Here is a 24,387-nt window from a genome sequence, read left to right as displayed (position 1 = left end):
CCTCCCTCACTGTCCGAGCAACGCAAACGACGGGGCATCGGCGCCTGCTATCCACCCATGATACGAGCAGAATCGATAAACGACCACTTTTCTCCGGCGAAGCGCACATCACGCGCCCACCATCCGCTCCGCGGACGCCGCCCCGGGCAGTCGGCCCTGCTCATAGGCCAACAGGTTGGCGTCGGCCGCGTCGAGGAATTCGGCCGCACGACGCTCCACCCGGGCACACAGCGTGTCGTCGACCCGCGACACCAGACCGGCCTCCACACGCGCACGCATCGTGGACAGTCCACTGAAGTATTCGGCGAGATCGGCATACTCCGGCGCCACCGCCTTGATCCGGCTCCAGGCGTCCCGGGCGTTCCGGCGGCGACGCACCGGACCGAGCGGCTCGTGCACGGCCAACACCGCACCGGCCGCACGGATGGCCGCCAGATAGAACTGCCGGAAGCGTTCGGCGCCGTCGTCGTGCACGGCGGTCGCGCCGTCGAACAACACTTCGGCACGGTCGAGCAGATCGCGACTGCGATGCACCACGCGGGGATCGGGACTATTCGGTGCCATGGGGCCGCCTCCTTCGTTGAAGAGAACGTCTCATGAGCCTCGGACATTTCCGCTCCACCGATGACCACTGCCCACCCGTTTTCGAGGGCGGGGCCGCACACGGAAGCGGCGGTCCGACGTCTTCCCCGTCGCACCGCCGCTTCCCTTTATCGAACTTCTGTTCGATATTCTCAGGCTATCCCGCGCCGGGCCCGCGAGGCAAGTAAGGATAGTGTCTCCGACGAGACCGAACAGACAGCCGAGAGGGACGCGAGTGGGGGCACCGATGTCGATCCGATTGATCGCACTGCCCGCCGACGACGCCCAGGCCTGGTTGGATCCGGCGGTGCACACCTACGTGACCGCGATGCGTTATCCCCGCGGCACCGAACAGGGCCGCATCAGCCTGTGGCGAGAACACCTCGGACGTCCCGGCTGGACGGCGATCGGCGCCCTCGCCCAACTCTCTCCGATGGAGCTGCGGCGCCCGACGAATGCGCGACGCCGCGTCACCGCGCCCTGGACCACCGGGCACGAGGCCCTGGTCGGGGTGGCTTACGGCTACACCGGCGCGGCCGACCAGTGGTGGAATCGGCAACTCCGCGCCGGCCTGGGCCGCCGCGGACTGACGGCGGCCCAGGTCCAGGATCTGGTCACCGACTACTTCGAACTCACCGAACTGCACGTGCACCCGTCGGCGCAGGGCCGCGGGATCGGCGCCGCACTGCTGACCGCGCTGCTGACCGGCCGCCCGGAGTCGCAAGTGCTGCTCTCCACGCCCGAGGTGCCCGATGAGCGCAATCGCGCCTGGTCGCTGTACCGACGCTTCGGATTTCAGGACGTCCTGCGCGATTTCACCTTCGTCGGCGATCCGCGGCCGTTCGCATTCCTCGGCCGCCCCCTGCCGCTGCCGCCGCCCGCGCCCGGGTTCGGCTGAACATTCCGAGCACGCCCTGCCCGGCATCACCGTAGGCCTCTGGCACGATGACACACGTGCCTTCTCTCCCCCGCTCCCGGACCGTCCGCCGATCTCCGGCGGCGCTCTGCGTCGTTCTGCTCGCGCTGACCGGACTGCTCAGCAGCTGCATGACCCGGTCGGAGACCGTCGGCGACCAGTTCTCCGGCGTCGTGATCGTGGCGGCCAACCCCGAGACCGGGCCCGCGGTACCGAGTTTCGACGTCCCCGCCTCGCTGGCCGGCTCCGTCCACGTGAGCTCGTTCCCGAACGAGTTCAGCGAGAAGGACCGGGAGCAGCAGGAACCCGAAGATCAGGAGGAGAACGAGCAGGCGCCCTCGCCGGTCGGCAAGGTCGGCTCGCGGTTGACGTACACCAACCTCACCGCGGGCCAGTTCTCACAGCTGGGCGATATCGTCTCCAGCGCCCTGGACTCGGGCGCGACGATCGACCTGAGTGCCACGCGCAGCGGCGACATCGTCCGGATGCGGGGCGCCGCCGCGCTCACCGAGCTGGCGCCCGCCCTGTACTACGTGTCGATCACCGTCGAGTTCGCCGGCCCGGTGGTGGCCACCAACGGCACGCGGGCCGGTGATACCTCGGTCACCTGGACCCCGGTGCCGGGCCAGACCGCGGAGTTCAACGCCGATGTCGAGTACGCCGACCCGGCGACCGCCGCGCTGCCCAGCTGGACCTGGTTCCTGGTGATCCTGTGCCTGGCCATCGTCGGCGTGGTCGCGGCGACGGCCTATCGCTTCCGCGACCGGACGCCGCGCTACTCGGACGCCGCGCGCACGTCGTCGACGACGACGGACGCGGACGCTGCGAGCGTCGCGGGCGCCGAAGTGAAGGCCCCCGAAGACGCCACGCCCACGTCCTGACTTCGACGGTCAGGCGGCCGGGCCGTCAGGCCGGAGCGAGGGCTCCGCGGGTGTCCACGCCCAGGCGGTCGAGGACCTCACTGGTGGCGCGCGCGAAGTTGAGGCTGCAGAAGTGCAGGCACGGAACGCCCTCGGCGATCAGCCGCTCGGACATCTCGGTGCACAGGTCGATGCCGACGGCCCGGACGGCCGCCCGGTTCTCCTCCGGACCGTCGCCGGCCGCTGCGGCCAGACGCTCGGCCACCGGAGCAGGCAGCACACTGCCGGACAGCTCCACCATCCGGCGCACGCTCTGCAGCGAGGTGATGGGCATGAGGCCCGGGATCAGCGGCTTGGCGCCCTGTTCCGGATCCGCAGCAACCACGCGATCGCGCAGGCGCAGGAAGTCGTCGGTATCGAAGAAGATCTGCGAGATCGAGTATTCGGCGCCGGCCCGCAGCTTGCGCACCAGGTTGGCGGTGTCGGCCGCCAGATCGGGGGCACGGTGATGCCCTTCCGGGAACGACGCGACGCCGACCTGGAAGTCGCCGAGGGTGCCGATCAGCTCCACCAGTTCGCTGGCGTACTCCACCCCGTCGGGGTGCTTGACCCACTCGCCGAGCGGGTCACCCGGCGGGTCGCCGCGCAGCGCCAGCAGGTTGGTGATGCCCTGGTCGGCGTAGGCGCCGACCAGGCCGCGCAACTCGTCGATGCTGTGGTTGACGGCGGTCAGGTGCGCCACGGTGGTCAGGGTGGTGGTGGTCGCCAGTTCCCCGGCGATGCGCACGGTGCGGTCGCGGGTGGACCCGCCCGCCCCGTAGGTCAGGGACACGAAAGCCGGTCCCATGCGTTCGAAAACCCGCACGGCGTGCCAGAGTCGGGCCTCTTCGTCCGCCGATCGTGGCGGGAAGAACTCGACGGAGAACGGTACCGGGCCGCTGTGCGGCGCGGCGAGCCGTTCGATGACAGACGACTGCCCCAGGGGCTCCACGGGAAGGACACTCACCCTGCCGATAGTACGGATCACCGCCGTACCCACCGATTCCTCGCACGAGTTTTACGCACCGTCGCCGACCCCCTTGACCGCGACGCACAACTGGGCTATTGCCGTCCGGCGGTGGCCGACGACGCTTCCGCGCCCCGGTAGGCTTACCCGCGTGTTGAGCCAGCAGCAGGTACCCGGCGCCGTCGAGAACATCCTGCGGGACTTCGTGGCCGCGACGGCCCCGTCCCTCGACGAGATCTCTCCGGTGGTGGCCGAGGCCGGTGCAGCCTTGGCGGAGTTCGTCCTCACCGGTGGCAAGCGTCTGCGCCCCCTTTTCGTGCACGCCGGATGGCAGTGCGCGGCGACCGGACCGGAGGCCACGGCCACCGAGGCACTCGCGCTGCGGGTGGGCGGCGCGATCGAACTGATCCAGGCGTGCGCGCTGGTGCACGACGACATCCTCGATCGCAGCGACACCCGCCGCGGCCGGCCCACGGTGCACCGGCGGTTCTCCGCGCTGCACCGTGATCAGCGCTGGACCGGCGACAGTGCGCACCACGGCGCGTCGGTGGCCATTCTGCTCGGCGACCTGGCCCTGGCCTGGGCCGACGACCTGGTGCACGGCCTGGCCCCCACCGCCACGAACACCGAGGACGAGACCGCCCCGACTCCCCTGCCGCCGGCGGCGGGCACCCTCTGGGCCCGGATGCGCACCGAGGTCCTCGGCGGACAGCTCCTGGACATCACCAACGAAGCGTCGGCCGACGAAACGGTCGACGCCGCCTACCGGGTGATGAAGTACAAGACCGCCGCCTACACGGTGGCCCGGCCCCTGCAGATCGGCGCGGCCCTCGGCGGCGGCTCCGCCGCACTCTCCGAGTCGCTGTGGCGGATCGGCTCCGACCTCGGTCTCGCCTTCCAGTTGCGCGACGATCTGCTCGGCGTCTTCGGCGATCCGGAGCAGACCGGCAAGCCGTCCGGCGACGATCTGGTGACCGGCAAGCGGACCGTGCTGGTGGCGCAGGCGCTCGCCGACTCCGATGCGCCCACCGCCGACACCCTGCGCGGCCTCCTGGGCCGCCCCCTGTCGGCGGACGAATTGGTCACGGCGCGCGGTATTCTCATCGATTCCGGCGCCCTGACCTCGGTGGAGGGTCAGATCGACGCGCACCTGCAGACCGCGCTCGGCGAGATCGATGCGCTCGCCACGTCGGTCGGCGCACGCGAGGACCTCACCGCCCTCGCGTACCGCATCGCGCACCGGCAGAAGTGAGGCAGCACTGATGGCCGCTCCACCCCATGTCGTCGTCATCGGCGCGGGCCTGTCCGGGCTGGCGGCCGCGGCCCGGCTGCGCGGTCGCGGCTGCGCGGTGACCGTCGTCGAAGCTGCCGACACCCCGGGCGGCCTGGTCCGCACCGAGACTCTCGACGGACACCGATTCGACACCGGCGCAACGATTCTCACGATGCCCGAGCTGATCGTCGACCCGCTGACCGAGCTCGGCCTGACCCCGGCCGAGGTCCTGGACCGACTGGCGCTGCGGCCGGTGGATCCCGGGTACGTGATGAACTACGCCGACGGCTCCGCGCTGGCCTTGCCGCACCACGCCGCCGACATCCCGGACGCGGTGGCCGAGGCCTTCGGCCCGCGGGCGGCCCGCGGCACCGATGATCTCCTGCGATGGCTCCGCCAGGTGTACGACGCCGAGTTCGACGTCTTCATCGACCGCAACTACGGCGGCCTCCGCGACCTCACCGGACCCGAAACCCGCAGGGCGGCAACCGAACTCGTCAAGCTCCGCACCCTGGGCGGCCTGACCGGCGCCGTCGCCCGCTTCGTGGACGACGAACGCGTCCAGCGCGCCTTCACCTTCCAGGCCCTGTACGCGGGCGTCCCGCCGCACCGGGCGCGGGCCATCTACGCGATCATCGCCGACATGGACATCGGCCGCGGCCTGTCCGCGCCGGTCGGCGGCATGGGCCGGGTGGGCGCGGTGATGGCCGACGCCCTCGTCGACGCCGACACCGCGATCGCCTACGGGTCCCGCGCCACCGCGATCGTGCACGACGGCGGGCGGGCGACCGGCGTCGTCGTCGACGGCGACACGCTGCCCGCCGACGCCGTGATCGCCACCGCCGAACGCGACACCGTCGCCGCGCTGGTGGGCCGCCGTCCCCGCCGCAAGCTCCGGTACTCGCCGAGCGCACTCGTGGTGCACGGGCTGCTGCCGGTCGGCGTCACCGACGACTGGTCGGCCGGCCACCACACCCTGGATTTCGGTGCGGCGTGGTCGCAGACCTTCGCCGAGATCACCGGACGCCCCGGCGCGCCGATGTCCGACGGCTCGTTCCTGCTCACCCGCAGCGCCGTCAGCGACCCGGACACGTTCGTCGCCGACGGACTGGAGTCGGTGTCGGTGCTCGCGCCGACCCCGAACCTGGACAGCGCACCCCTGGACTGGGACGCGATCGCCGAGCCCTACGCGGCCGAGGTGCTCGCCACACTCGCTGCGCGCGGCTACCGCGGGCTGGACCGACTGCAGGTGCTGCGCATCGACCATCCGAAGTCCTGGCAGCGGTCCGGGCTCCCCGCGGGCACACCGTTCTCGGCCGCGCACACCGCGACGCAGACCGGCCCGTTGCGCACCCGGAACACCTGGCCGGGTCTGGACAACCTGTTCCTGGCCGGCAGCGCCACGGTGCCCGGCGTGGGCATCCCGCCGGTGCTCGTCTCCGGCGGACTCGCCGCCGACCGCGTCACCGCGCGGCTGGCCGAGGCGCTGGCGACGGCGGGGTCCCTGCCGAGGTCGGCGCGGTGACCGCACTCCGGCGCTGGGTGCGCACACACCCGGATGCCGGGCTCGGCTTCCTCGGTGCGGTGCTGCTGAGCATCGGCACCTACGGTCTGGCCGACATCCCCCGCAACGACGCCACCCTGGCCGACCTCGGTCTCGCGCCGATGAGCTACGGCCACGGCAAGACCCTGTCGTGGCTGGTGTTCTGGGGCGGCGCCGCCCTCATGGTGATCGCCTGGGTGCGTATCGGGCGCGCGATGGCCGCCGACGAGGGCGGCTGGGATCTGCGCAGCACCCGGCTGACCGTCTACTCCTGGACCGCGCCGCTGCTCTTCGCCATCCCGGTGTTCAGCCGCGACGTCTACGCCTACCTCGGGCAGGCGCGGGTGCTGGCGGCCGGCTTCAACCCCTACTACGACGGTCCGGCGCACTATCCCGGCCCCATCGTCGACTCGATGGCGCAGATCTGGGCGCCCACCACCTCCCCGTACAGCCCGGCCTTCCTCCTGCTGGCCCGCGGCGTGGTCGGCGTCTCCGGCGACAACGTGTGGCTCGGCGTCTTCCTGATGCGCCTGGTGCTGCTCGTCGGCCTGGTGCTCAGCGTGTGGGCGCTGCCGAAGATCGCCGCACGCTTCGGCGCGGCGCCGCCCGCGGCCCTGTGGCTGATCCTGCTCAATCCGATGCTGCTGGCCCACCTGGTGGGCGGACCGCACTTGGAACTGCTGATGATGGGCTTCCTCGCCGCGGGCATCGCGGTCGCCCTCACCGGCCGCCCGGTACTCGGCCTGCTCCTGCTGGGCTGCGCGGCGTCGATCAAGATCACCGCCGCCATCGCAATCCCGTTCGTGTTCTGGATCTGGCTCGACCAGGTGCGCAGGCGCCGCGCGGTGACCGGTCGCGATCGGGTCGGTATCTTCGCCGCCACCGCGCTCGTGCCGGTCGCCGTCTTCGGCGTCTTCACCCTGCTCCTCGGGTTGGGTGTGGGCTGGATCAACGGCCTCTCCTGGGCCTCGCGCATCATCAATCCGTTCACCGTGCCGACGCTGGTGGGCCACGTGGTGACCTACGTGGCCGCCCCCTGGCAGGTGTGGAACCTGCAGGAGGTGCTGCCGGTGACGCGAGCCGTGGGCCAGGCCGTGCTCGCCGTGCTGCTGGTGTGGCTGTGGTGGCGGTTCCGCACCGACGCGCGCAGCGCCATGGCCGGCGCCGGGTGGGCGATGCTCGCGCTGCTGCTCCTCGAGCCGTCGACCCTGCCGTGGTACTACGTGTGGGCCCTGGTGTTCGCGGTGGCCTTCCCGCTGCCGCTCTGGGTCCGCCAGGTGGTGGTCGGCGTCAGCGTCTACTTCTTCATCGTCTTCCAGCCCGACGACTCGATCCTGTTCTACAAGCCGATAGAATCGTTGCTGGCCATCGCACTCGCGGTGCTGGCCGCGCTCGCGCTCGGCCGCCCCGATCCGCTGCGCCTGGGCCGGGCGCGTCGATGGGCGTTCGCCGCCCCCGCCCACCGAGATACCGCCGCCCGAGATACCGCCGACCGAGATGATTGAGTCCGGCTACGCGCAGGCCCGCACCATCACCGCGCGCGCCGGCCGCACCTACTACCTGGCCTCGGCCCTACTGCCCGCGCACCACCGACGCGGTGTCTTCGCGCTCTACGCCTTCGCCCGGACCGCCGACGACCTCGTCGACGGCGATCTGGAGCCGACAGCGGCGACGGCGGCGCTGGATGCGCTCGCCGACGGTCTCGCCGCGGCCCTGGACGGGCGGGCTCGCGACCCGCTGCTGGCCGCGCTCGCCGACACGGTCGCCGCGTTCCACATCGACCCGACCACCTTCGACGCCTTCCTGCACTCGATGCGGATGGACCTGCCGGGCGCACCCGAGTTCCGCAACCGCTACGCCACCATGACCGCGCTGGCGGAGTACACCTACGGGTCGGCCGCGGTGATCGGCCTGCAGATGCTGCCGATCCTCGGCGTCGAGCGTGACCGAGACGATTACGCCGAGGTCGCGGCCGGTGCCGCCCTGCTCGGCGAGGCGTTTCAGCTCACCAATTTCCTGCGCGACGTGGCCGAGGATCTCGACCGCGACCGGATCTATCTGCCCGCCGCCGAACTGGCCGCGTTCGGCGTCGACGAGGACTCCCTGCGCGCCGCGCGGCGCCGGGGCGTCCCCGACGGCCCGCTGTGCCGGGCGCTGGCACACTTGATCGCCATCAATCGCGATCAGTACCGGCGCACCGCCCCCGCGATCGCCGCATTGCCGCCGCGGACCCGCCCGGCCATCGCCGCCGCGGCCCGCTCGTACGGCGACATCCTCACCGAGATCGAATGCTCCGGGTACGACGTCCTGTCCCGGCGCGCCGTGGTGCCGACCGGTCGACGACTACGCCACGCCGGCCGCGCCCTCCTGGGGAGCTAGAAGGCCTGCGCCTGCGCGCGGCGGATCACTTCGCGCGCCGAATGCGTGTGCAGAGCCTGCGCGGGGTGCATGCCGAGGTCCTCGTACACGGTGAACATCCAGGCCATCGCCTCGTCGCGCGTGTAGCCGCCGTCGAGCAGCATCGTCACCAGGCCCTCGAAGTGCTTCGCCAGGCCGCCGTCGTCGCCGAAGAACAGCGCCGGAATCACCGGGACACCGTCGCGGGAGGCGGCCAGCAGGTTGTGGTCGCGGATCAGCGTCCGCACCCGGTTCGGCGAGATGCGCAGGCGGTCGGCCGCTTCGTCGAGGTCGAGCACCTCGACGTCGTCGGGAAGGATGCCGATGGACAGCGGAAGGGAACTCACGGAAGGTGACTTTACCTGCTCGCGACACCCGAGCGCGGCCTCGGCTCACCGATTCGGCACCGCGCGCACGGTAGATTCACCTTCCGTGAGCTCCCCGTCAGACCCGCTGCTGGGCCGCGTCCTGGAACGCCGGTACCGGATCGACGCCACCCTCGCGCGAGGCGGGATGTCCGCGGTCTACGTCGGCACCGATCTGCGGCTGGGACGACGCATCGCGATCAAGGTGATGGACGCCCGCTATGTGGGCGACCCGCAGTTCCTGCGCCGCTTCGAGTTCGAGGCGCGCGCCGTGGCCGGCCTGAGCCATCCGGGGCTGGTGGCCGTCTACGACCAGAGCATCGACGACGACGTCGCCTATCTCGTGATGGAACTGGTCCGCGGCGGCAGCCTGCGCGAACTGCTGCGCGAACGCGGGCCGATGCCGCCGCACGCGGTGGCGGCCATCGGGATCCCGACGCTCGGCGGGCTCGGCACCGCCCACCGCGCCGGACTGGTGCACCGCGACGTGAAGCCGGAGAACATCCTGATCTCCGACACCGGCGACGTGAAGGTCGCCGACTTCGGTCTGGTGCGCGCGGTGTCGGAGGCGGGCGTCACCTCGGCCAGCGTGATCCTCGGCACCGCCGCCTATCTGTCGCCGGAGCAGGTGAGCTCCACCGACATCGACGCCCGCAGCGACGTCTACTCGGCGGGCGTGCTGTTCTTCGAACTGCTCACCGGCCAGCAGCCGTTCCAGGGGGCGACGCCGCTGGCCCTCGCCTATCAGCGCCTGAGCTACGACGTGCCGGCCCCCGGCGACGTGGTCGGCGGCGTGCCACCGGAGATCGACGAGATCATCCTGCGCGCCACCGAGCGCGACCCGGCGCTGCGCTACCCCGACGGGTTCGCGATGCAGCACGCCCTGCTCGATGCCGTCGACGACCTCGGGCTGCCGCCGTTCACCGTGCCCGCGCCGTACCAGGCCTCCGCGCGCGTCACGTCGGCCATCGCCCGGCCGGTCGCACCGGCACGGCCGGCCCCGGCTCCCCCGCACCCGCCCCTCCCGCTCCCGCATCCGGGGACGCGGGTCGGGCCGCCCGACGCAGACGAGTACGACCCAGACGGATACGGCGCAGACGGATACGGCGCGAACGACCACGGTCCGGACGACGACGACCCGCGGGGCTACCACCCCGACGACTATGAGAACCAGCCGCACGCCGTCCATCCGGCGGACCGCAGGGCAGTCGACGTCGACCTCACCCGCGACCCGCAGACCGGAAGTGCGCTGGGTGCGCTGATCTGGCTGGCGCTGGTGTTGCTGGTCGGCGCCGGGCTGGCCCTGGCCGGATGGGCCGCCGGCCAGGCCCTGACGCCCTGACGCCGGATCGCTCCGGGATCAGCCGCGCAGCATCTCCGCGACGAGGAACGCCAGCTCCAGCGACTGCTGGGTGTTCAGACGCGGATCGCAGGCCGTCTCGTAGCGTCGGTCCAGATCCAGATCGGAGATGTCCTGCGCGCCGCCGAGGCACTCGGTGACGTCTTCGCCGGTCAGCTCGATGTGAATGCCGCCCGGGTGGGTGCCGAGCGCGCGGTGCACCTCGAAGAAGCCCTGGACCTCGTCGATCACGCGGTCGAAGTGGCGGGTCTTGAAACCGTTCGACGTGCTGTGCGTGTTGCCGTGCATCGGGTCGCACTGCCAGATCACCTTGTGTCCGGTGGCCTCGACGGCGGAGACGATGGCGGGCAGGACGTCGCGCACCTTGTCGTTGCCCATCCGCGAGACCAGGGTCAGGCGGCCGGGTCGCTTGTCCGGGTCGAGCAGCGTGACGTACTCGACGGCCTGCTCGGGCGTGGTGGTGGGGCCGATCTTCATGCCGATCGGGTTGGCGATCATCTTCGCGAGCGCCACGTGCGCGCCGTCGAGCTGCCGGGTGCGCTCACCGATCCACAGGAAGTGCGCCGACAGGTCGTACAGGACCGGGTCGTCGCCGCCGTTCGGGTCGTCGGCCAGGCGCAGCATGGCGCGCTCGTAATCCATCACGAGCGCTTCGTGCGAGGCGAAGATGGACGCCGATTCCAGGCTGGAATCGGTGACGCCGCAGGCATCCATGAAGCGCAGGCCGCGGTCGATCTCGGCGGCGAGGGCCTCGTAGCGGGCCCCGGCCGGGGAGGCGGCGACGAATTCGCGGTTCCAGTCGTGCACGCGGGCCAGTCGCGCCTCGGAGCCGGTGAGCGCGCGCACGAGGTTCATCGCGGCGGCGGCGTTGGCGTAGGCGCGGACCAGGCGCGACGGGTCGTGGACCCGGGACTCCGCGTGCGGGTCGAGCGCGTTCACCATGTCGCCGCGGTAGCTCAGCAGGCCCAGCGAGTCGGTGTCCGACGACCGGGGCTTGGCGTACTGCCCCGCGATGCGCGCCACCTTGACCACCGGCACGCTGGCACCGTAGGTGAGGACGACGGCCATCTGCAGCAGGGTGCGGATGTTGGCCTTGATGTGCGGCTCGGTGTTCGCGGCGAAGGTCTCCGCGCAGTCGCCGCCCTGCAGCAGGAAGGCGCGGCCGAGTGCGACCTCGGCGAGCTGGTCGTGCAGGCTCTCCACTTCCGACGGCATGCAGATCGGCGGCACGCTCTCGAGCACCGTGCGCATCTTGCGGGCCTCGTCGGCCGGCCAGCTCGGCTGCTGCAGCGCGGGGCGCGCGAGCATGTCTTCGAACTCGGCCTGCAGCTTCCCCGGCAACGGGGGCAGTTCGGGCAGTTCGTCGATGGGCACGTCTACGGTCCAGTTCACCACGTGTCCCAGGGTATCCGAGGATCGCGCCGCGCCGTCACCGGCTCCCCGCCCGGTGGACGCGCTACCCGGCGAGCGCCTCGATCGCCTGCCAGCGCTTCAGGTTGTGGCGCGCATCGGCCAGGGCGCTGTGCGCATCCTTGCCCGCGGCCGGCAGCGGCGGGCTGCCGACGGCCTCCCAGTGCTGCCGGAGTTCGCGGGTGAACCGCGGCAGTTCGCGGGGCAGGTCGGGCATCGCGCCCCACAGCTGGCACAGCACCACGTGGTCGTAGGCGCCGATCCAGGCCCACAGCTCCACGTCGCCGGGACCGGCGGTCACGAAGTCGAGGAAGTCCTCGCGGATGCGACGCTTGCTGCGCCAGGCCTTGTCGGCCGGCGACGGCAGCTTGTCGAGCACGTTGGCGCGCACCCACGGGCCCGCCTTGCCCGGATCGAATTCGGTGGAGACGGCGTAGAACTCGCGGCCGTCCTCGGCGACGACGCCGATCGACACCAACTCGATGGTGGTGCCGTCTTCGATGAATTCGCAGTCGTAGAAATAGCGCACGAGGATCGATTATCCCCCACCGGCCGCGCGGCCCCGTACGGTGCGTGGCTCACGGCGGTCCGCCGAGTAACTTAGACACCATGTCCCCGCAGACACGAACGACGGCGACCCGGTTGCGCCGTTGGCGTCCGGGGGCGCTGTCCTGGGCGCTGGCCGGACTGGTCTTCGTCGCGTCGTCGACGCTACAGATCGTGGGCGTGCCCGGCACCTCCAGTTTCGGCACCCGCACGCGCTTCGACCTGGACGTCTATCGTCTCGGCGGACAGCTGTGGCACCAGGGCATCAGCCTGTACGCGGACGGCTCCATGCCGTTCACCGCAGACGGCATCTGGCTCCCGTTCACCTATCCGCCGTTCGCCGCGCTGGTCTTCACCCCGGTGGGCGCACTCTCGCTCGAGGTGGGCAGCATCGCGATCTCGGTGATCAGCGTGCTCTGCCTGGTCTACGTGACGGTGATCTTCCTGCGCATGCTGCACGTGGGGTCGGCGACCAACCGACCGCTGCTGGCGCTGTGGATCAGCGCGATCGCGGTGTGGTGTAACCCGTTCGGTATGACCCTCGGCTACGGCCAGATCAACCTGATCCTGCTGGTGCTGATCGTGACCGATCTGTTCGTGCTCGGTCACCGGCCGCGGGTGCCGGGCCGGAAGTTCCGCGGAGCGCTCGTCGGCCTGGCGTCGGCGATCAAGCTGACCCCGCTGGTCTTTCTCGGCGTGTTCGCCGCGGCGGCCAAGTGGCGGGCCGTGTTCGTGGGCATCGCCACGTTCGTGGTGGCCGCGCTGATCGGTGCCGCGTGGCTGCCGTCGGACTCGTATACGTACTGGACGCACACGCTCTTCCACACCGGTCGCATCGGCGTTCCGGAGGGGCCGATCAACCAGAACCTGAACGGCGCCTGGCTGCGCCTGGTGGGTCCGGAGAATCCGGTGGCCCCGGCGCTCTGGGTGATCTCCGCGCTGGCGGTCACGGTTGTGGCCGGTTTCGCGCTGTACTGCACGCGCCCGGTGGCCGCGTTCGCGCGCGGCGCTGGCCATCGGGACGACGTGAACGCGCTCCTCGCCGCCTGCATCGTCGGCCTATGGGGCCTGCTGGTGGCGCCGACCACCTGGGCGCACCACTGGGCGTGGGCGCTGCCCGCGCTGCTGGCGTGCTTCGTGATCGCCTCGGTCCCCGGGTCGCTCTGGAGGGCTCGTCTCTACGGCGGCCTCGGCATCGTCGGCATCCCGATCTTCGCGATCGGCCCGTTCCAGCTGATGCCTGCCGACACCGCCGCCTGGAACTGGTGGCAGCACCTGGTCGGCAACTCCTACCTGCTCTGGACCCTCGGCTTCCTACTTCTGCTGTGGCTCAAGCCTTTTCGGAGGTACGACGAGGGAATCTCCCTCGCGGCGAACCTCGCGAACCACCGACGTTGAACCACTGGGGCCTCAGGCCGCGGCGCCGTCGACCTTCGGTGCGGCCGGCTGGTTCTTCAGGGTGGCCGCGTACACGTCGACGTACTGCTGGCCGCTCAGTCGCATGAGCGCGTACATGATCTCGTCGGTCACCGCGCGCTCGATGAAGCGGTTGCCGGCCATGCCCTCGTAGCGGGAGAAGTCCAGCGGGGTGCCGAACTTGATCGTGATGCGGGTCGGCCGCGGCAGGATGGTGCCGGGCGGGTTGATGCGGTCGGTGTTGATCATCGCGACCGGGACCACCGGGGTGCCGCTCTCCAGCGCCATCCGGGCCAGGCCGGTCTTGCCCTTGTACAGGCGACCGTCCGGCGAGCGGGTGCCCTCCGGGTACAGGCAGAGCACTCCGCCGTCGTCGAGGATGCGACGGCCCGCGGTCAGCGCGCCCGCCGCGGCACTCGCGCCGGAGCGGTCGATCGGGATCTGCCCGGAGGTGCTGAAGAACCACTTCTTGAAGCGGCCCTTGAGGCCCGGCTCGGTGAAGTACTCGCTCTTGGCGAGGAAGAATACGCGACGCGGCGACATCAGCGGGAGGTAGAAGCTGTCGACGACGGCGAGGTGATTGCTCGCCAGCAGGACCTTGCCCTCCGGCGGGAGATTCTCCAGACCTTCCACTTTGGGGCGGCCCATCAGCCAGAGCAAGGGCCCCATGAAAACGTACTTGAAGAGGTAGTACCACATGCTGCAGACCTGCTTCCCTCGCGCGGCGACCGCACGCATCGGCTCCGGCGTGTCGGCGTATCGGATGCCTACATTACTGCGCGTGCCCGCCGGGGTACGCGGTCGCCTCCGCGAGCGCGGCCAGCCCCAGTTCGGCCACCTTCGCCGCGCCGATCACCCCGGCGCTCTCCCCCAACTGGGTGGGGCGGATGCGCGCCAGTTGCCGGTGCCCGGCACCGGTGACCATCGTCGTGTAGTGCTCCCGCGCTTCGTCGAGGTAGAGACCCGAGGCCGCGCCCAGGCCGCCGGCGATGACGATGAGGTCCGGGTCGAAGACGTCGGCGATCATCGCCATGCCCTGCCCCAGCCAGCGCGCGAGACTCGCGAAGGCGGCCACCGCGATCGGGTCGCCCTCGGCTGCTGCGGCCGCCACCCGTCGACCGGTCAGCGACCCCGGATCGGCCTGCGACTCCGCGGCCAGCACCGAATGCCCGGGCTCGGACTGGGCCAGCAGTTCGACGACGGTGTCGACCAGACCCGTTCCACTGCAATACCTTTCGAGGCAGCCGTGCTTGCCGCAACCGCACGGGCGGCCGTCGGGCACCACCACGATGTGCCCGAACTCCGGGGCCACGCCGAAGCTGCCGCGATAGATCTCGCCGCCCATCAGCATGCCCGCGCCGATGCCCGTGCCCAAGGCCAATACCAACGTGTTGTGGCCGCGTGCGGCGGCGCCGAAGTGCAGTTCGGCCACGGCTGCGGAGTTCGCGTCGTGTTCGGCGAAGACCGGTAGTCCCCACCGCTGCGTCATCTCCGCGGGCACCGCGACCTCGCGCCAGGCCAGGTGCGGGGCGAAGCGCACCGTCTGGCGGTCCGGCGACAGGAACCCCGCGATGGCCAGCCCGACGGCGTGCACCGTCCACCGGTCGCGGAGTTCGGACACCAGTCGATCCAGGCAGTGCTCCAGGGCGGTCGCCGTCGGCGGTGTGGCGGCGCGCAGCGTATCGAGCATGGTGCCCTCGGCGTCGACCACGGCGGCCCGCACACTGGTGCCGCCGATGTCGATGCCGATGGTCAGTTCGTTGGCGAGTCGGCTCACCCGAGTCAGCCTGTCACGAATGGGACGTCGAGGTGCCGATGCGCACCGGAATCGACTGGAACGGCGTCGGGGGCGGTGCCGTCCCGGCGGCCGGGGACGACCGCAGCATCTCGGCGATCGCTTCCAGGATCGCGATGCAGGCGGTCAGCAGGCGCGCGAGGAGATCGCCGAGTTCGCCGACCAGCGTGCCGAGTTCGCCGACCAACTCGGTCAGCCGCGAACCGCCGTCGCCGTCGCCCGCGCCGACACCCGACGCGCTGCCGCCGCCGAGGAGCGCGGCCCACTGATCCAGTTGCGCTGCGAAGCCGAGCAGGAGCGCGTTGACCGGGTCCGTTGCCGCCTGCCCCGCACCGGGTGCATCGTCGGTCATCGGATACCGCTCTTTCTTCGCTGGCAGGGGTCGTTCGGGTCTCTCAGATTACACTTCCGGGCGCGCGGCGATTCGAGCGCGGGCCTCAGCGCTGCGGCCAGAGCGCCGGGTCCGGCTGGAAGTGCACCATCAGCTCGTCGCCGTCGAAGTCCGCACCGGTCACCTGGCAGCGCCGCAGCACCGACGGCAGCGGCACCGGCTGCCGGAACCCGGAGACGGTGACCAGCAGATCGTCGCCGGAACGACCGAGAACCAAGTCCTCCGGACGGGGCAGCGTCTGCCGCCACCGGAGTCGGTACCGGGCCTCCAGTCCGCCGCCGCCGACGTGCTCGACCACCGGGGCCGCTGCGCCGCGCGCATGCCCGTCCGGAGCCGACAGTCGTACGTCCAGTCGACGCAACTGCGGCAGTTTGCCGGGTTCCACGTCGTGGGCGGCGACGACGCCGACGCGGACCGCGCGGTCCGCGTCGCCGCCGAGCAGGGTCCGGGCCTGCGCCGCCACCGCGTCGGTGTCGAGCGCGCCGGGCCCGGCGTTGACCAGAATCGAGCGCAGCGGCAGGCCCATCACTTCGGCGAGCGCCAGGTGATCGGGCAACGTCGACTGTCCGCGCCCGCCCGCGGGCACCACCAGGTGCACGGCAGCACCGGTCGGATCGGCGAGCAGTTCGCGCAGATCCCGGCAGTCGCGGTCGATGCTCTCCACCGCGGCGGCGACCTGTGCCAGCGCCGGCTTCTCCGACGCCTGCGCCAGGCGCACGTTGCGCGGCCACAGTCGGTCGATCGCGGCGGCCAGCACGGTCGGCGACCGCAGCAGCGCATACGGGTCGCCGACTCCGGACAGGTCGACCACCACCGACTGCCAGCGACCGCTGGTCGCGGCGTCGCGGACGGCGCGCAGCAGCAGGAACTCCTGGGCCCCGGGCAGCCCGGTCAGCTCGCCCGCGTCGACGCCGGCAATGGTGCCCACCACCGGCAGCAGCTTGCGGCCGACCCCGGCGGCGTCGAGCGCCGCGGTGAAGTCGGTCCATGCCTGTTCCAGCACCTGCAGCGGATCCAGGTGCAGGAGATCGAGTTCCCCGGTCACCGCGACCGGCTCGCCGGCCACGCGGAACACGCCGAGGCGCTGCGGCAGGGTCGATCGAGGATCGACGGTGACCAGCAGGGTGCGCGCGGCGTCGACCGCAGCCAGGGGGCCGCCGCGCCGCTGCGGGCGGTGCGCGTCCGCGAGGCCCAGAGCGCCGCCGACCGCCACCGCCGAAATGCCCGAGCCACCGGGCCCGAGCACCAGATGGAGGGGAGCCAGATCGATCAGCCTTCGACCCTCTTCTTGAGATCGTGCAACGCCGCGTCGGTGATCGCCTTCTCCGCGCGTCGCTTGAGCTGACTGATCATCGGAATCAGCAGGTCGACGGTGAGGGTGTACGTCACCTTGGTCGAGCCCGGCACCTGCTGCTCCAGCGCATAGGACCCGCGCTGATCACGCTGGAGGTCACTGGACTCGAGCCGCCAGGACACCGATGTACCGTCCGGCGCCCAGTCGTAGGTGAGCACATAGGTGTCGGTGAGCACGCCGGCGTCGAGTTCGAAACGGACCCGGCGCGCGCGGCCGGCGGCGTCGTGCTCGAGGACCGCCACCTCGCGAGCGGCCGTGACCCACTCCGGGTAGGCGGCGAAATCGGCGATGACCGCCATGATGTCGGCGACGTCGGCGCTCACGACGATCGCCTGTTGCGTGTGGTCAGCCAAGGGTCGCCGCCTCTTCGTCGTCCGCGGCGGGGCCGCCGATCTCCCGGCTGCCCTCCAGGAGATCCTTCACCTGGAAGGACATCTCCTTGCCCGCGACCCGGTACTTCTTGTTGAGGTCGGCCACCGCGGACAGCGCGGCGGCGGGTTCGGTCGGCAGCGGCGCGGTCGGCTCGGCGTGCAGGTAGTAGTGCAGCACGAAGCCGTCGAGCACCTCTTCGCACCAGATCTCCATGGTGCCCTCGATCGGCCCGGCGACCTGCCAACGCACCCCGGCGTTCCCGCGGTCCTCGACCACGTCCAGGGCCAGTTCACCGAACCAGCGGCGCCAGCGCGCGCGGTCGTTGACCACCGCACCGGCCAGGGACGGCGCAGCCGCCACAAAGGTCTCGTCTGCCACCTGGATGGTCGTCACGCTTCTAGCATCACACACCCGGGCCGCGCGGCGAAAGCCGCCCATTGGTTCTCACCCGCCGAAGCGGCGATAGACTTACCAAAAGTGACCGTGATGTGAGAATAGTCCTGATGGCGTCGGTCGCAGGCCGTCAGAGCATGAACCGAAAGGTTGCCAGTCCATGGCCGAATTCAGCCTGCCCGCGCAGTTCGTCACCCCGCCGGAGCGCAATGCGACCGACATTCTCTTCGACATCGCCGCGGCGAGCCCTGCCAAGACCGTCTTCCTGGACCAGGTGAACGGCCAGTGGCGCCCCATCAGCGCCGGTGAAGCCACCGATCGGGTGCTCGCGCTCGCCAAGGGACTGATCGCCTCCGGCGTCAACTCCGGCGACCGTGTCGCCCTGCTGTCGTCGACCCGCCTGGAGTGGACGCTCCTGGACTTCGCGATCTGGACTGCAGGCGCCACCCCCGTGCCGATCTACGAATCGTCGTCGGCACCGCAGATCGACTGGATCCTGGAGGACTCCTCGGCGGTCGGCATCGTCGTCGAGAACGAGGCCAAGCGGCAGCTGCTGGCCGACGTCGCTCACGTCACGCCGGCGACGATGGTGTTCACCATCGATCCGGCCGAGGGCCCGAATCTGGTGGAGCAGCTGACGGCGGCGGGCGCCGAGGTGACCGACGCCGAGGTCGAGGCCCGACGTCGCTCGCTGCGCGCCGACTCGCCCGCGACCCTCATCTACACCTCCGGCACCACCGGCCGCCCCAAGGGCGTCATGCTGGCGCACGCCAACCTGCTCGGCGAGGTCGGCGGCGTCCTGGACAGCACGATGCGGGAGAAGCTCGGCGACGGCAAACGCCTGCTGATGTTCCTGCCGATGGCGCACGTCCTGGCCCGCGCGATCAACCTGGTCGCGATCGAAGCCGGCGTCGAGGTCGGCTACACCGCCGACATCAAGAACCTGCTGCCCACCTTCGAGACCTTCCGCCCGTCGCTGATCCTGTCGGTGCCGCGCGTCTTCGAGAAGGTCTACAACTCGGCTCGTCAGAAGGCCTTCGACGACAGCGTCATCAAGGGCGCCATCTTCGACCGGGCCGCGGCCACCGCCATCGCCCACTCCGAAGCCGTCGACAGCGGTTCGGTGGGCACCGTGCTGGAGCTGCGCCGCAAGCTGTACGACCGGCTGGTCTACGGCAAGCTGCGCGCCGCCCTCGGCGGCCAGTGCGAGATGGCGATCTCCGGCGGCGCCCCGCTCGGCGCGCGCCTGGGCCACTTCTTCCGCGGCGTCGGTATCCCGGTGTACGAGGGCTACGGCCTCACCGAGACCACCGCGGCCATCACCGTCAACACCCCCGGCCACGTCCGGATGGGCACCGTCGGCCGCCCCATCCCGGGCAATACCGTGCGTATCGCCGATGACGGCGAGGTGCTGCTGAGCGGCGCCGTGGTCTTCGCCGGGTACTGGCAGAACCCGGATGCCACCGCCGAGTCGCTCTCCGACGGCTGGTTCCACACCGGCGACCTGGGCACCCTTGACCAGGACGGCTACCTCAGGATCACCGGCCGCAAGAAGGAGATCATCGTCACCGCGGGCGGCAAGAACGTCTCCCCCGCGCCGATGGAGGACATCATGCGCGCCCACCCACTGATCTCGCAGGCCATGGTGGTCGGCGATCAGCAGCCGTTCATCGCGACGCTGATCACCCTCGACCCGGAGGCCGTCCCCGGCTGGCTCGAGCGCAACGGCAAGAACGCCGCCACCACCATGCGCGAGCTGGTCAAGGACCCCCAGCTGCACGCCGAGCTGCAGACCGCCGTCGACGAGGCGAACGCGACGGTCTCGCACGCCGAGGCGATCAAGAAGTTCCGCGTCCTACTCGAGGACTTCACCGAGGAGACCGGCGAACTGACCCCGACGCTCAAGGTGAAGCGCAAGGTGGTCGCCGAAAAGTTCAGCCGCCAGATCGAGAAGATCTACCACCAGTGAGCTGACCCTGCCCCGACACGAGAACGGGCCCCGACTTCGTTCGGGGCCCGTTCTCGTGTCGGTAGGTTTTCGTGTCTGCAGGTCTTCGCCGCCGGCCAGCGACTACAGGAGTTGCCGCAGGCGCGCGGCCTGCTGGCGCCACTGCCAGTTGTCGACGATCCACCGGCGACCGGCGGCACCCATGTCCGCGGCCCGCTCACGATCGAGCAGCAGACCACTGATCGCGTCGGCCACCTCGTCGACCCGTCGGCCGTCGACCACGATGCCGGTCTCCCCGTCGCGCACGGTTTCCGGCGCACCGCCGGAGTCGCCGGCCACCACCGGCACCCCGCTCGCCGAGGCCTCCAGGAACACGATGCCCAGACCCTCCACATCCAGACCACCGCCGCGCGTGCGGGTGGGCATGGCGAAGACATCGGCCATCGCGTGGTGCATCGGCAGTTCCTCGGCGGGGACGGTGCCGGTGAACGTGACCCGGTCGGCGACGCCGACCTTGTCCGCCAGTTCCTTCAGGTGGTCGCCGTAGGGGCCGCCGCCGACGATCATCAGGTGCACGTCCGGAACCGCCTCGAGAAGTCGCGGCATGGCCTTGATCAGGACGTCCTGTCCCTTGCGCGGGACCAGTCGCGACAGGCACAGCACCACCGGCGCCTCCCCCAGCCCGTAGCGATCCCGAAGCTCTTGGCGCGCAGCGGCATTCGGCGCGAACCGATCGACGTCGACGCCGCACGGCAGATACTCCAGTGCGCCACGCGGCCCGAAGGCCGAGGCGAACCGGCCCCGGGTGTACCGACTGACGAAGGTGATCACATCGGCGGTCTCGCCGATGATGCGCAGCACCTGCCGAGCCCCGGGGAGCATCGACCAGCCGACCTCGTGCCCGTGCGTGCTGGCCACGATGCGCTGGGCGCCGGCGTTACGCAGCACCGGTCCGAGCACCGCCAGCGGGGCGGCGGCGCCGAACCAGACCGTGTGAATGTCGTTCTCGCGCACCAGCTCTGCCGCGCGCCGGGCCACGCTCCGGTTCGGCAGCATGAGCGTCCCCGGGTGTCGGACGATGCGGTACGGGGCGGCGGCGTCGTAGGCCTCGCAGCCCTTCCACCGCGGGGCGTAGACGATCACGTCGTCGGCCGGCAGGTGCGCGATCAGATTCTCCAGATAGGACTGGATGCCGCCCGGGCGGGGCGGAAAGTCATTCGTCAGCAACAGCGTCCGCTGCATCAGCGCACCTCACTCCGCAGCCACGACTGCCACTCGTCGATCACCGATTCCTCGCTCGACCCTAACGACTTCTCCAGCGCCGCAGTAACTCTCCCCGTGTCGCCTTCCTGTGCCACCGCCGCGTACATCGTCCGGAGCCGGTCCTCACCGTATTCGTCGGCGACGAAGGCCGCGAACGACCATGCGGTCTGGTACGCGACCCGCGCCGCGGCGGTGTCGACCGCGAAGGCGGAGTCGGCGGGCAGCTCGTCGGGCAGTGTTCCGGCGGCGACCTGCACCGCCAGGTCCGGAGCCAGATCGGTGAGCGAGCCCGTGCTGCCGCGTCGGCCCACGTACTCGGCCACCCCCTCGGTGAGCCACATCGGCGCGTCGGCGACGGTGTCGATCCGGGTCGCGACGTGGAACAGCTCGTGCCGCAGGATCACCGCCACCCCGGATTCGGACAGCTGACCGGCGGCCGGCGAGAGCACCACGCGCTGACCGGTCACGGTGCGCGATCCGCGGTCGACGGCGTCGTAGACCGTGGCGGCGGCCGCCGCCGACGTCTGGCCCTGTTCGGTCCGCGTGAACCCGGCGAACTGCGCCCCGGTGCCGGTGGCCATCACCACGGCGCGCCGGGTCCATTCGCCGCCCCAGAAGTCGGTGACGCCGTCGATCGCCGGCGCGAGTTGCTTGCGCACCTTAGCCACCGTCGGTTCGGTCCCCGGATACGACAGCACCGCGGAGGTCCCGCCCGCACTCGTCACGTCCACCACTCGGAGACCGGGGAACGCCCACGGCGGGAGCTGCGGCGGACGGGTCGGCGCGTCCGGGTCGACGTCGGCAGCGGGGATCAGGGCGCCGTCGCCGAGGAGCTTCCAGTCCTCGCCGTACCGGGCGAACGCCAGGATCTGGTCGATCTCGATCACCGGCTCGTCCACGCCGGGCCGCGACGTGCCGCCGAGCGCATAGCTCAGCGTGACGGCCGAGACCCAGGAGTCGGTACTGCCGGCCTCGCTCAGCCCGATGCCGAGCGCACCCCCGATGAGGCGGTCGGCACCGGTGTTCGGGGCCAGTCGGTAGGTCAGCGTGCGCAGCACCAGCGGATCCCCGCGCGTCGGCGCCGGCGGCTTCGACGGGGCCGGGGCGCTGGACGGGGCCGACTCGTTGGACGAGCCGGCCCGGCTCGACGGGGCCGCTGCATCGGCCCGGGTTCGACTGCTCGTGGGGGTGGGCTTCGGACCGAGGTCGGCGGCCGCGGTCTCCATCGAGCGCCGGAACTCCGGGGTGGCCAGCGGGTCGATGAGCGCGTCGAGCTGTGCCCGATCACCGGAGGTCAGGGCTGCGCTCAGCGCGTCGAGCAGGCGTGTGACGCCGGCATCCCGCTGCTCCTCGTAGGCGTTCGGCGCGGTGGTGTACAGCGAGGTCGTCGACGACGGGCTCGGCGCCGGCTCCGCACTGCCGCACGCCGTGACGCCCCCGACGAGGGCGGCGAGAAGGACCGGGGCCGCCACGAGGCGGCGGCCGACACGCGTCAAGTCAGTACCGTCGTGCGCTGTTGTACGGACCGGCCTTGTCGATCGGCACCACGGCCACCGGGACGCCGAAGGTCGAGGCGTGAATCACGTATCCGTTGCCCACGTACAGACCCACGTGGTGGGCGTCGGGGTAATAGATGATCAGATCACCGGGCTTGATGTCCTTGCGGTCGACGGCCTTGCCGCCGGCCAACTGCGCTTCGCTGGTGCGCGGGATGGTCTTGCCCGCCTGCTTGTAGGCCCACAGCATGAGGCCGGAGCAGTCGAATTCGTCGGGGCCGGTGGCGCCCCAGACGTACGGATCACCGACGCGGCTCAGGGCGGCGTGTACCGCCACGGTCGCCGGCGAGGTGCCCTTGGGCACGGCCTTCGCGTCGAAGGAGTACTTGGGACCGCGCAGGGCGGCCAGTTCCTTACCGGTCATCGACTTGTAGACCGCGCGCACCGCCACGGCTTCCAACTGCAAGTCCGCCTGCTTGGCCTGCAGGTCGCCGCGCTTGCGTGCGGCGTCCTTCACCGCGGTCGACGCCGCAGCGGCAGCCTGATCAGCGGACTTCTTGGCGTTCGACGCGTCCTTCGCGATGCCCTTGATGGACTTCAGATCCGCCGCCGACTGCCGCGACAGGACCTCCAGATCGGACATGTTGTTCAGCAGATCCTGCGGCGAGTCGGAGACCAGCACCGCGTACAGCCGGTTGACGCGCGCTCCGCGATAGCTGGCGCGGGCCAAGGCATCGAGTTTGGTCTGCGCCGCGCTCATCTTGGCGTTCGCCGCGTCCAGGCGGCGCTGCGCGCTCACCGAGGCCTTGCGCTGGGTCACCACCACACCGCGCTGCTTATCGTACTCGACCTGCGCCTTGTTCATCGCTTCCGCGGACTTCTCCGCCTGAATCGACATCTGCTTGTACCGGGCGAGCACCGACTGCGGTCCGCCCGTCGGCTCGGCGAACACCGGGCCGGGCTGCGTCGTCGCCAAGGTCGCCGCGGCCATCAGGGCCGCGACGAACGGAAGGGTGCGTCGTGCAACAGTCACGAGAAAGTCTCCTCCAAACCACCAGAACGAGCCGTGTGCGCTCGGCACACGGCTCGTTCGGGGTGAAAGTGAAATCTTACGGCTCCGCTCAGTAGCGGCGGATGCCTGTCAGCGCCCAGGCCTTGACCTTGTCGCGCTTGACCGGCACACCGTAGGTCGACGAGTGCACGAACATGCCGTTGCCCGCGTAGATGCCGGCGTGGCCGCCGCCGTTGAAGATCAGGACGTCGCCGGGCTTGGCAGCCGCGAGCGAGGCCACCGGAGCGCCGCCGCCGAGCTGGCCGTAGCTGTCGCGGGGAATGGTCTTGCCTGCCTGCTTGTAGGACCAGTAGACCAGGCCCGAGCAGTCGAAGGCGTTCGGACCGGCGGCACCGTACGAGTAGGGCGAACCGATCTTCGACTCAGCGGCGCGCAGCGCCTTCTGGGCGCGGGCTGGCCGGCTGTTGAGCACGCCGCCCTGGGGAGCGCCCTGCTTGAACTGCTGAGGAATCTGGCTGTCGTCGACACCCGGAAGGTCGAAGTCGCCCACGCCCGGAATCGAGATCGGCGCTGCATCGGCAGGCCCGGCGGCAAGCGCGAGGGCGCCGACGGCGATCGATCCAGCGATCACGGCGGTCTTGGCGGTCTTCACGGCGCCACTGGGCTTTTCGATACGGTGTTTCGCCACG

At 70.8% G+C, this 24,387-nt stretch carries 24 protein-coding genes; 9 read left to right on the top strand and 15 right to left on the bottom strand.

Features of this window, described 5'->3' with window-relative positions; all coding sequences use genetic code 11:
* Nucleotides 1–108: 108 nt before the first annotated feature.
* Complete coding sequence (locus ABD989_RS08070) at nucleotides 109–564, bottom strand: SAV_6107 family HEPN domain-containing protein (protein ID WP_246996576.1); 456 nt, start codon at nucleotides 562–564, stop codon at nucleotides 109–111.
* A 265-nt stretch (nucleotides 565–829) separates the two neighbouring features.
* On the opposite strand from ABD989_RS08070, the gene ABD989_RS08065 reads away from it, so the two are divergent.
* Nucleotides 830–1,480, top strand: a complete 651-nt coding sequence (locus tag ABD989_RS08065; RefSeq protein WP_345313097.1) for a GNAT family N-acetyltransferase — start codon at nucleotides 830–832, stop codon at nucleotides 1,478–1,480.
* Nucleotides 1,481–1,536: 56 nt separating this feature from the next.
* Entirely contained in the window at nucleotides 1,537–2,379 is an 843-nt protein-coding gene (locus ABD989_RS08060) for an LppM family (lipo)protein (protein WP_345313096.1), read from the top strand.
* A 25-nt stretch (nucleotides 2,380–2,404) separates the two neighbouring features.
* On the opposite strand, the gene ABD989_RS08055 is transcribed toward ABD989_RS08060, so the two are convergent.
* Nucleotides 2,405–3,364, bottom strand: coding sequence for a methylenetetrahydrofolate reductase (locus ABD989_RS08055; RefSeq protein WP_345313095.1), 960 nt, complete (start codon nucleotides 3,362–3,364; stop codon nucleotides 2,405–2,407).
* A gap of 151 nt (nucleotides 3,365–3,515) precedes the next feature.
* Between ABD989_RS08055 and ABD989_RS08050 the strand changes: the two genes are divergently transcribed.
* The 4 genes from ABD989_RS08050 to ABD989_RS08035 are packed head-to-tail and all read left to right on the top strand — an operon-like array spanning nucleotide 3,516 to nucleotide 8,559.
* Nucleotides 3,516–4,616 carry a polyprenyl synthetase family protein gene (locus ABD989_RS08050; protein WP_345313094.1) on the top strand — a complete coding sequence of 367 codons (1,101 nt, stop codon included), beginning with the start codon at nucleotides 3,516–3,518 and terminating at the stop codon, nucleotides 4,614–4,616.
* Between the two features lie 10 nt (nucleotides 4,617–4,626).
* A complete protein-coding gene (crtI, locus tag ABD989_RS08045) occupies nucleotides 4,627–6,162 on the top strand; it encodes a phytoene desaturase family protein (protein WP_345313093.1) in 1,536 nt (511 codons plus the stop codon).
* On the top strand, nucleotides 6,159–7,685 hold the full coding sequence (gene mptB, locus ABD989_RS08040; protein WP_345313092.1) for a polyprenol phosphomannose-dependent alpha 1,6 mannosyltransferase MptB: 1,527 nt from the start codon (nucleotides 6,159–6,161) through the stop codon (nucleotides 7,683–7,685). Before crtI ends, mptB begins: the two co-directional genes overlap by 4 nt.
* On the top strand, nucleotides 7,678–8,559 hold the full coding sequence (locus tag ABD989_RS08035; protein WP_345313091.1) for a phytoene/squalene synthase family protein: 882 nt from the start codon (nucleotides 7,678–7,680) through the stop codon (nucleotides 8,557–8,559). The genes mptB and ABD989_RS08035 overlap by 8 nt, the downstream gene beginning before the upstream one ends.
* Here the strand turns inward: ABD989_RS08035 and ABD989_RS08030 are convergent.
* Nucleotides 8,556–8,924 (bottom strand): Rv2175c family DNA-binding protein, encoded by a 369-nt coding sequence (locus tag ABD989_RS08030; protein ID WP_345313090.1) that lies wholly within the window; start codon nucleotides 8,922–8,924, stop codon nucleotides 8,556–8,558. The two genes, ABD989_RS08035 and ABD989_RS08030, sit on opposite strands and share 4 nt — an antisense overlap.
* Nucleotides 8,925–9,009: 85 nt before the next feature.
* Here ABD989_RS08030 and ABD989_RS08025 point away from each other — a divergent pair, with 85 nt between their 5' ends.
* Complete coding sequence (locus tag ABD989_RS08025) at nucleotides 9,010–10,284, top strand: protein kinase domain-containing protein (protein WP_345313089.1); 1,275 nt, start codon at nucleotides 9,010–9,012, stop codon at nucleotides 10,282–10,284.
* A gap of 18 nt (nucleotides 10,285–10,302) precedes the next feature.
* Here the strand turns inward: ABD989_RS08025 and ABD989_RS08020 are convergent, their stop codons facing one another.
* Entirely contained in the window at nucleotides 10,303–11,697 is a 1,395-nt protein-coding gene (locus tag ABD989_RS08020; RefSeq protein ID WP_345313088.1) for a class II 3-deoxy-7-phosphoheptulonate synthase, read from the bottom strand.
* A 61-nt stretch (nucleotides 11,698–11,758) separates the two neighbouring features.
* Nucleotides 11,759–12,241: a polyadenylate-specific 3'-exoribonuclease AS gene (locus tag ABD989_RS08015; RefSeq protein ID WP_345313087.1), complete on the bottom strand. Its 483-nt coding sequence runs from the start codon at nucleotides 12,239–12,241 to the stop codon at nucleotides 11,759–11,761.
* An 80-nt stretch (nucleotides 12,242–12,321) separates the two neighbouring features.
* Here ABD989_RS08015 and ABD989_RS08010 point away from each other — a divergent pair, with 80 nt between their 5' ends.
* A complete protein-coding gene (locus tag ABD989_RS08010; RefSeq protein ID WP_345313086.1) occupies nucleotides 12,322–13,656 on the top strand; it encodes a glycosyltransferase 87 family protein in 1,335 nt (444 codons plus the stop codon).
* Between the two features lie 12 nt (nucleotides 13,657–13,668).
* Here the strand turns inward: ABD989_RS08010 and ABD989_RS08005 are convergent, their stop codons facing one another.
* From ABD989_RS08005 to ABD989_RS07980, 6 genes are all read right to left on the bottom strand, one after another.
* Complete coding sequence (locus tag ABD989_RS08005; RefSeq protein ID WP_345313085.1) at nucleotides 13,669–14,373, bottom strand: lysophospholipid acyltransferase family protein; 705 nt, start codon at nucleotides 14,371–14,373, stop codon at nucleotides 13,669–13,671.
* A gap of 73 nt (nucleotides 14,374–14,446) precedes the next feature.
* A complete protein-coding gene (locus ABD989_RS08000; protein WP_345313084.1) occupies nucleotides 14,447–15,451 on the bottom strand; it encodes an ROK family protein in 1,005 nt (334 codons plus the stop codon).
* Between the two features lie 13 nt (nucleotides 15,452–15,464).
* Nucleotides 15,465–15,821 (bottom strand): hypothetical protein, encoded by a 357-nt coding sequence (locus ABD989_RS07995; RefSeq protein WP_345313083.1) that lies wholly within the window; start codon nucleotides 15,819–15,821, stop codon nucleotides 15,465–15,467.
* Nucleotides 15,822–15,906: 85 nt separating this feature from the next.
* Nucleotides 15,907–17,109, bottom strand: coding sequence for an ArsA family ATPase (locus tag ABD989_RS07990; RefSeq protein WP_425556503.1), 1,203 nt, complete (start codon nucleotides 17,107–17,109; stop codon nucleotides 15,907–15,909).
* A 20-nt stretch (nucleotides 17,110–17,129) separates the two neighbouring features.
* A complete protein-coding gene (locus ABD989_RS07985; protein WP_345313081.1) occupies nucleotides 17,130–17,567 on the bottom strand; it encodes an SRPBCC family protein in 438 nt (145 codons plus the stop codon).
* Complete coding sequence (locus tag ABD989_RS07980; protein WP_425556499.1) at nucleotides 17,560–18,024, bottom strand: hypothetical protein; 465 nt, start codon at nucleotides 18,022–18,024, stop codon at nucleotides 17,560–17,562. The genes ABD989_RS07985 and ABD989_RS07980 overlap by 8 nt, the downstream gene beginning before the upstream one ends.
* Nucleotides 18,025–18,139: 115 nt before the next feature.
* Here ABD989_RS07980 and ABD989_RS07975 point away from each other — a divergent pair, with 115 nt between their 5' ends.
* On the top strand, nucleotides 18,140–19,948 hold the full coding sequence (locus ABD989_RS07975) for an AMP-dependent synthetase/ligase (RefSeq protein WP_345313079.1): 1,809 nt from the start codon (nucleotides 18,140–18,142) through the stop codon (nucleotides 19,946–19,948).
* A 102-nt stretch (nucleotides 19,949–20,050) separates the two neighbouring features.
* Here ABD989_RS07975 and ABD989_RS07970 read toward each other — a convergent pair whose 3' ends face one another.
* The 4 genes from ABD989_RS07970 to ABD989_RS07955 all read right to left on the bottom strand — a co-directional run bounded on the left by ABD989_RS07970 (nucleotide 20,051) and on the right by ABD989_RS07955 (nucleotide 24,386).
* Nucleotides 20,051–21,169 (bottom strand): glycosyltransferase family 4 protein, encoded by a 1,119-nt coding sequence (locus tag ABD989_RS07970; RefSeq protein WP_345313078.1) that lies wholly within the window; start codon nucleotides 21,167–21,169, stop codon nucleotides 20,051–20,053.
* Complete coding sequence (locus ABD989_RS07965; protein ID WP_345313077.1) at nucleotides 21,169–22,686, bottom strand: hypothetical protein; 1,518 nt, start codon at nucleotides 22,684–22,686, stop codon at nucleotides 21,169–21,171. The genes ABD989_RS07970 and ABD989_RS07965 overlap by 1 nt, the downstream gene beginning before the upstream one ends.
* A 1-nt stretch (nucleotide 22,687) precedes the next feature.
* Nucleotides 22,688–23,677, bottom strand: a complete 990-nt coding sequence (locus tag ABD989_RS07960) for a C40 family peptidase (RefSeq protein ID WP_345313190.1) — start codon at nucleotides 23,675–23,677, stop codon at nucleotides 22,688–22,690.
* A 130-nt stretch (nucleotides 23,678–23,807) separates the two neighbouring features.
* Complete coding sequence (locus ABD989_RS07955) at nucleotides 23,808–24,386, bottom strand: C40 family peptidase (protein WP_345313076.1); 579 nt, start codon at nucleotides 24,384–24,386, stop codon at nucleotides 23,808–23,810.
* Between the last annotated feature and the right edge of the window lies 1 nt (nucleotide 24,387).

The sequence above is a fragment of the Gordonia alkaliphila genome, from assembly GCF_039542465.1.
GTDB lineage: Bacteria > Actinomycetota > Actinomycetes > Mycobacteriales > Mycobacteriaceae > Gordonia > Gordonia alkaliphila.
Note: the sequence above shows the minus strand (reverse complement) of the source record. Positions and strands in the feature narration are given on the sequence as shown.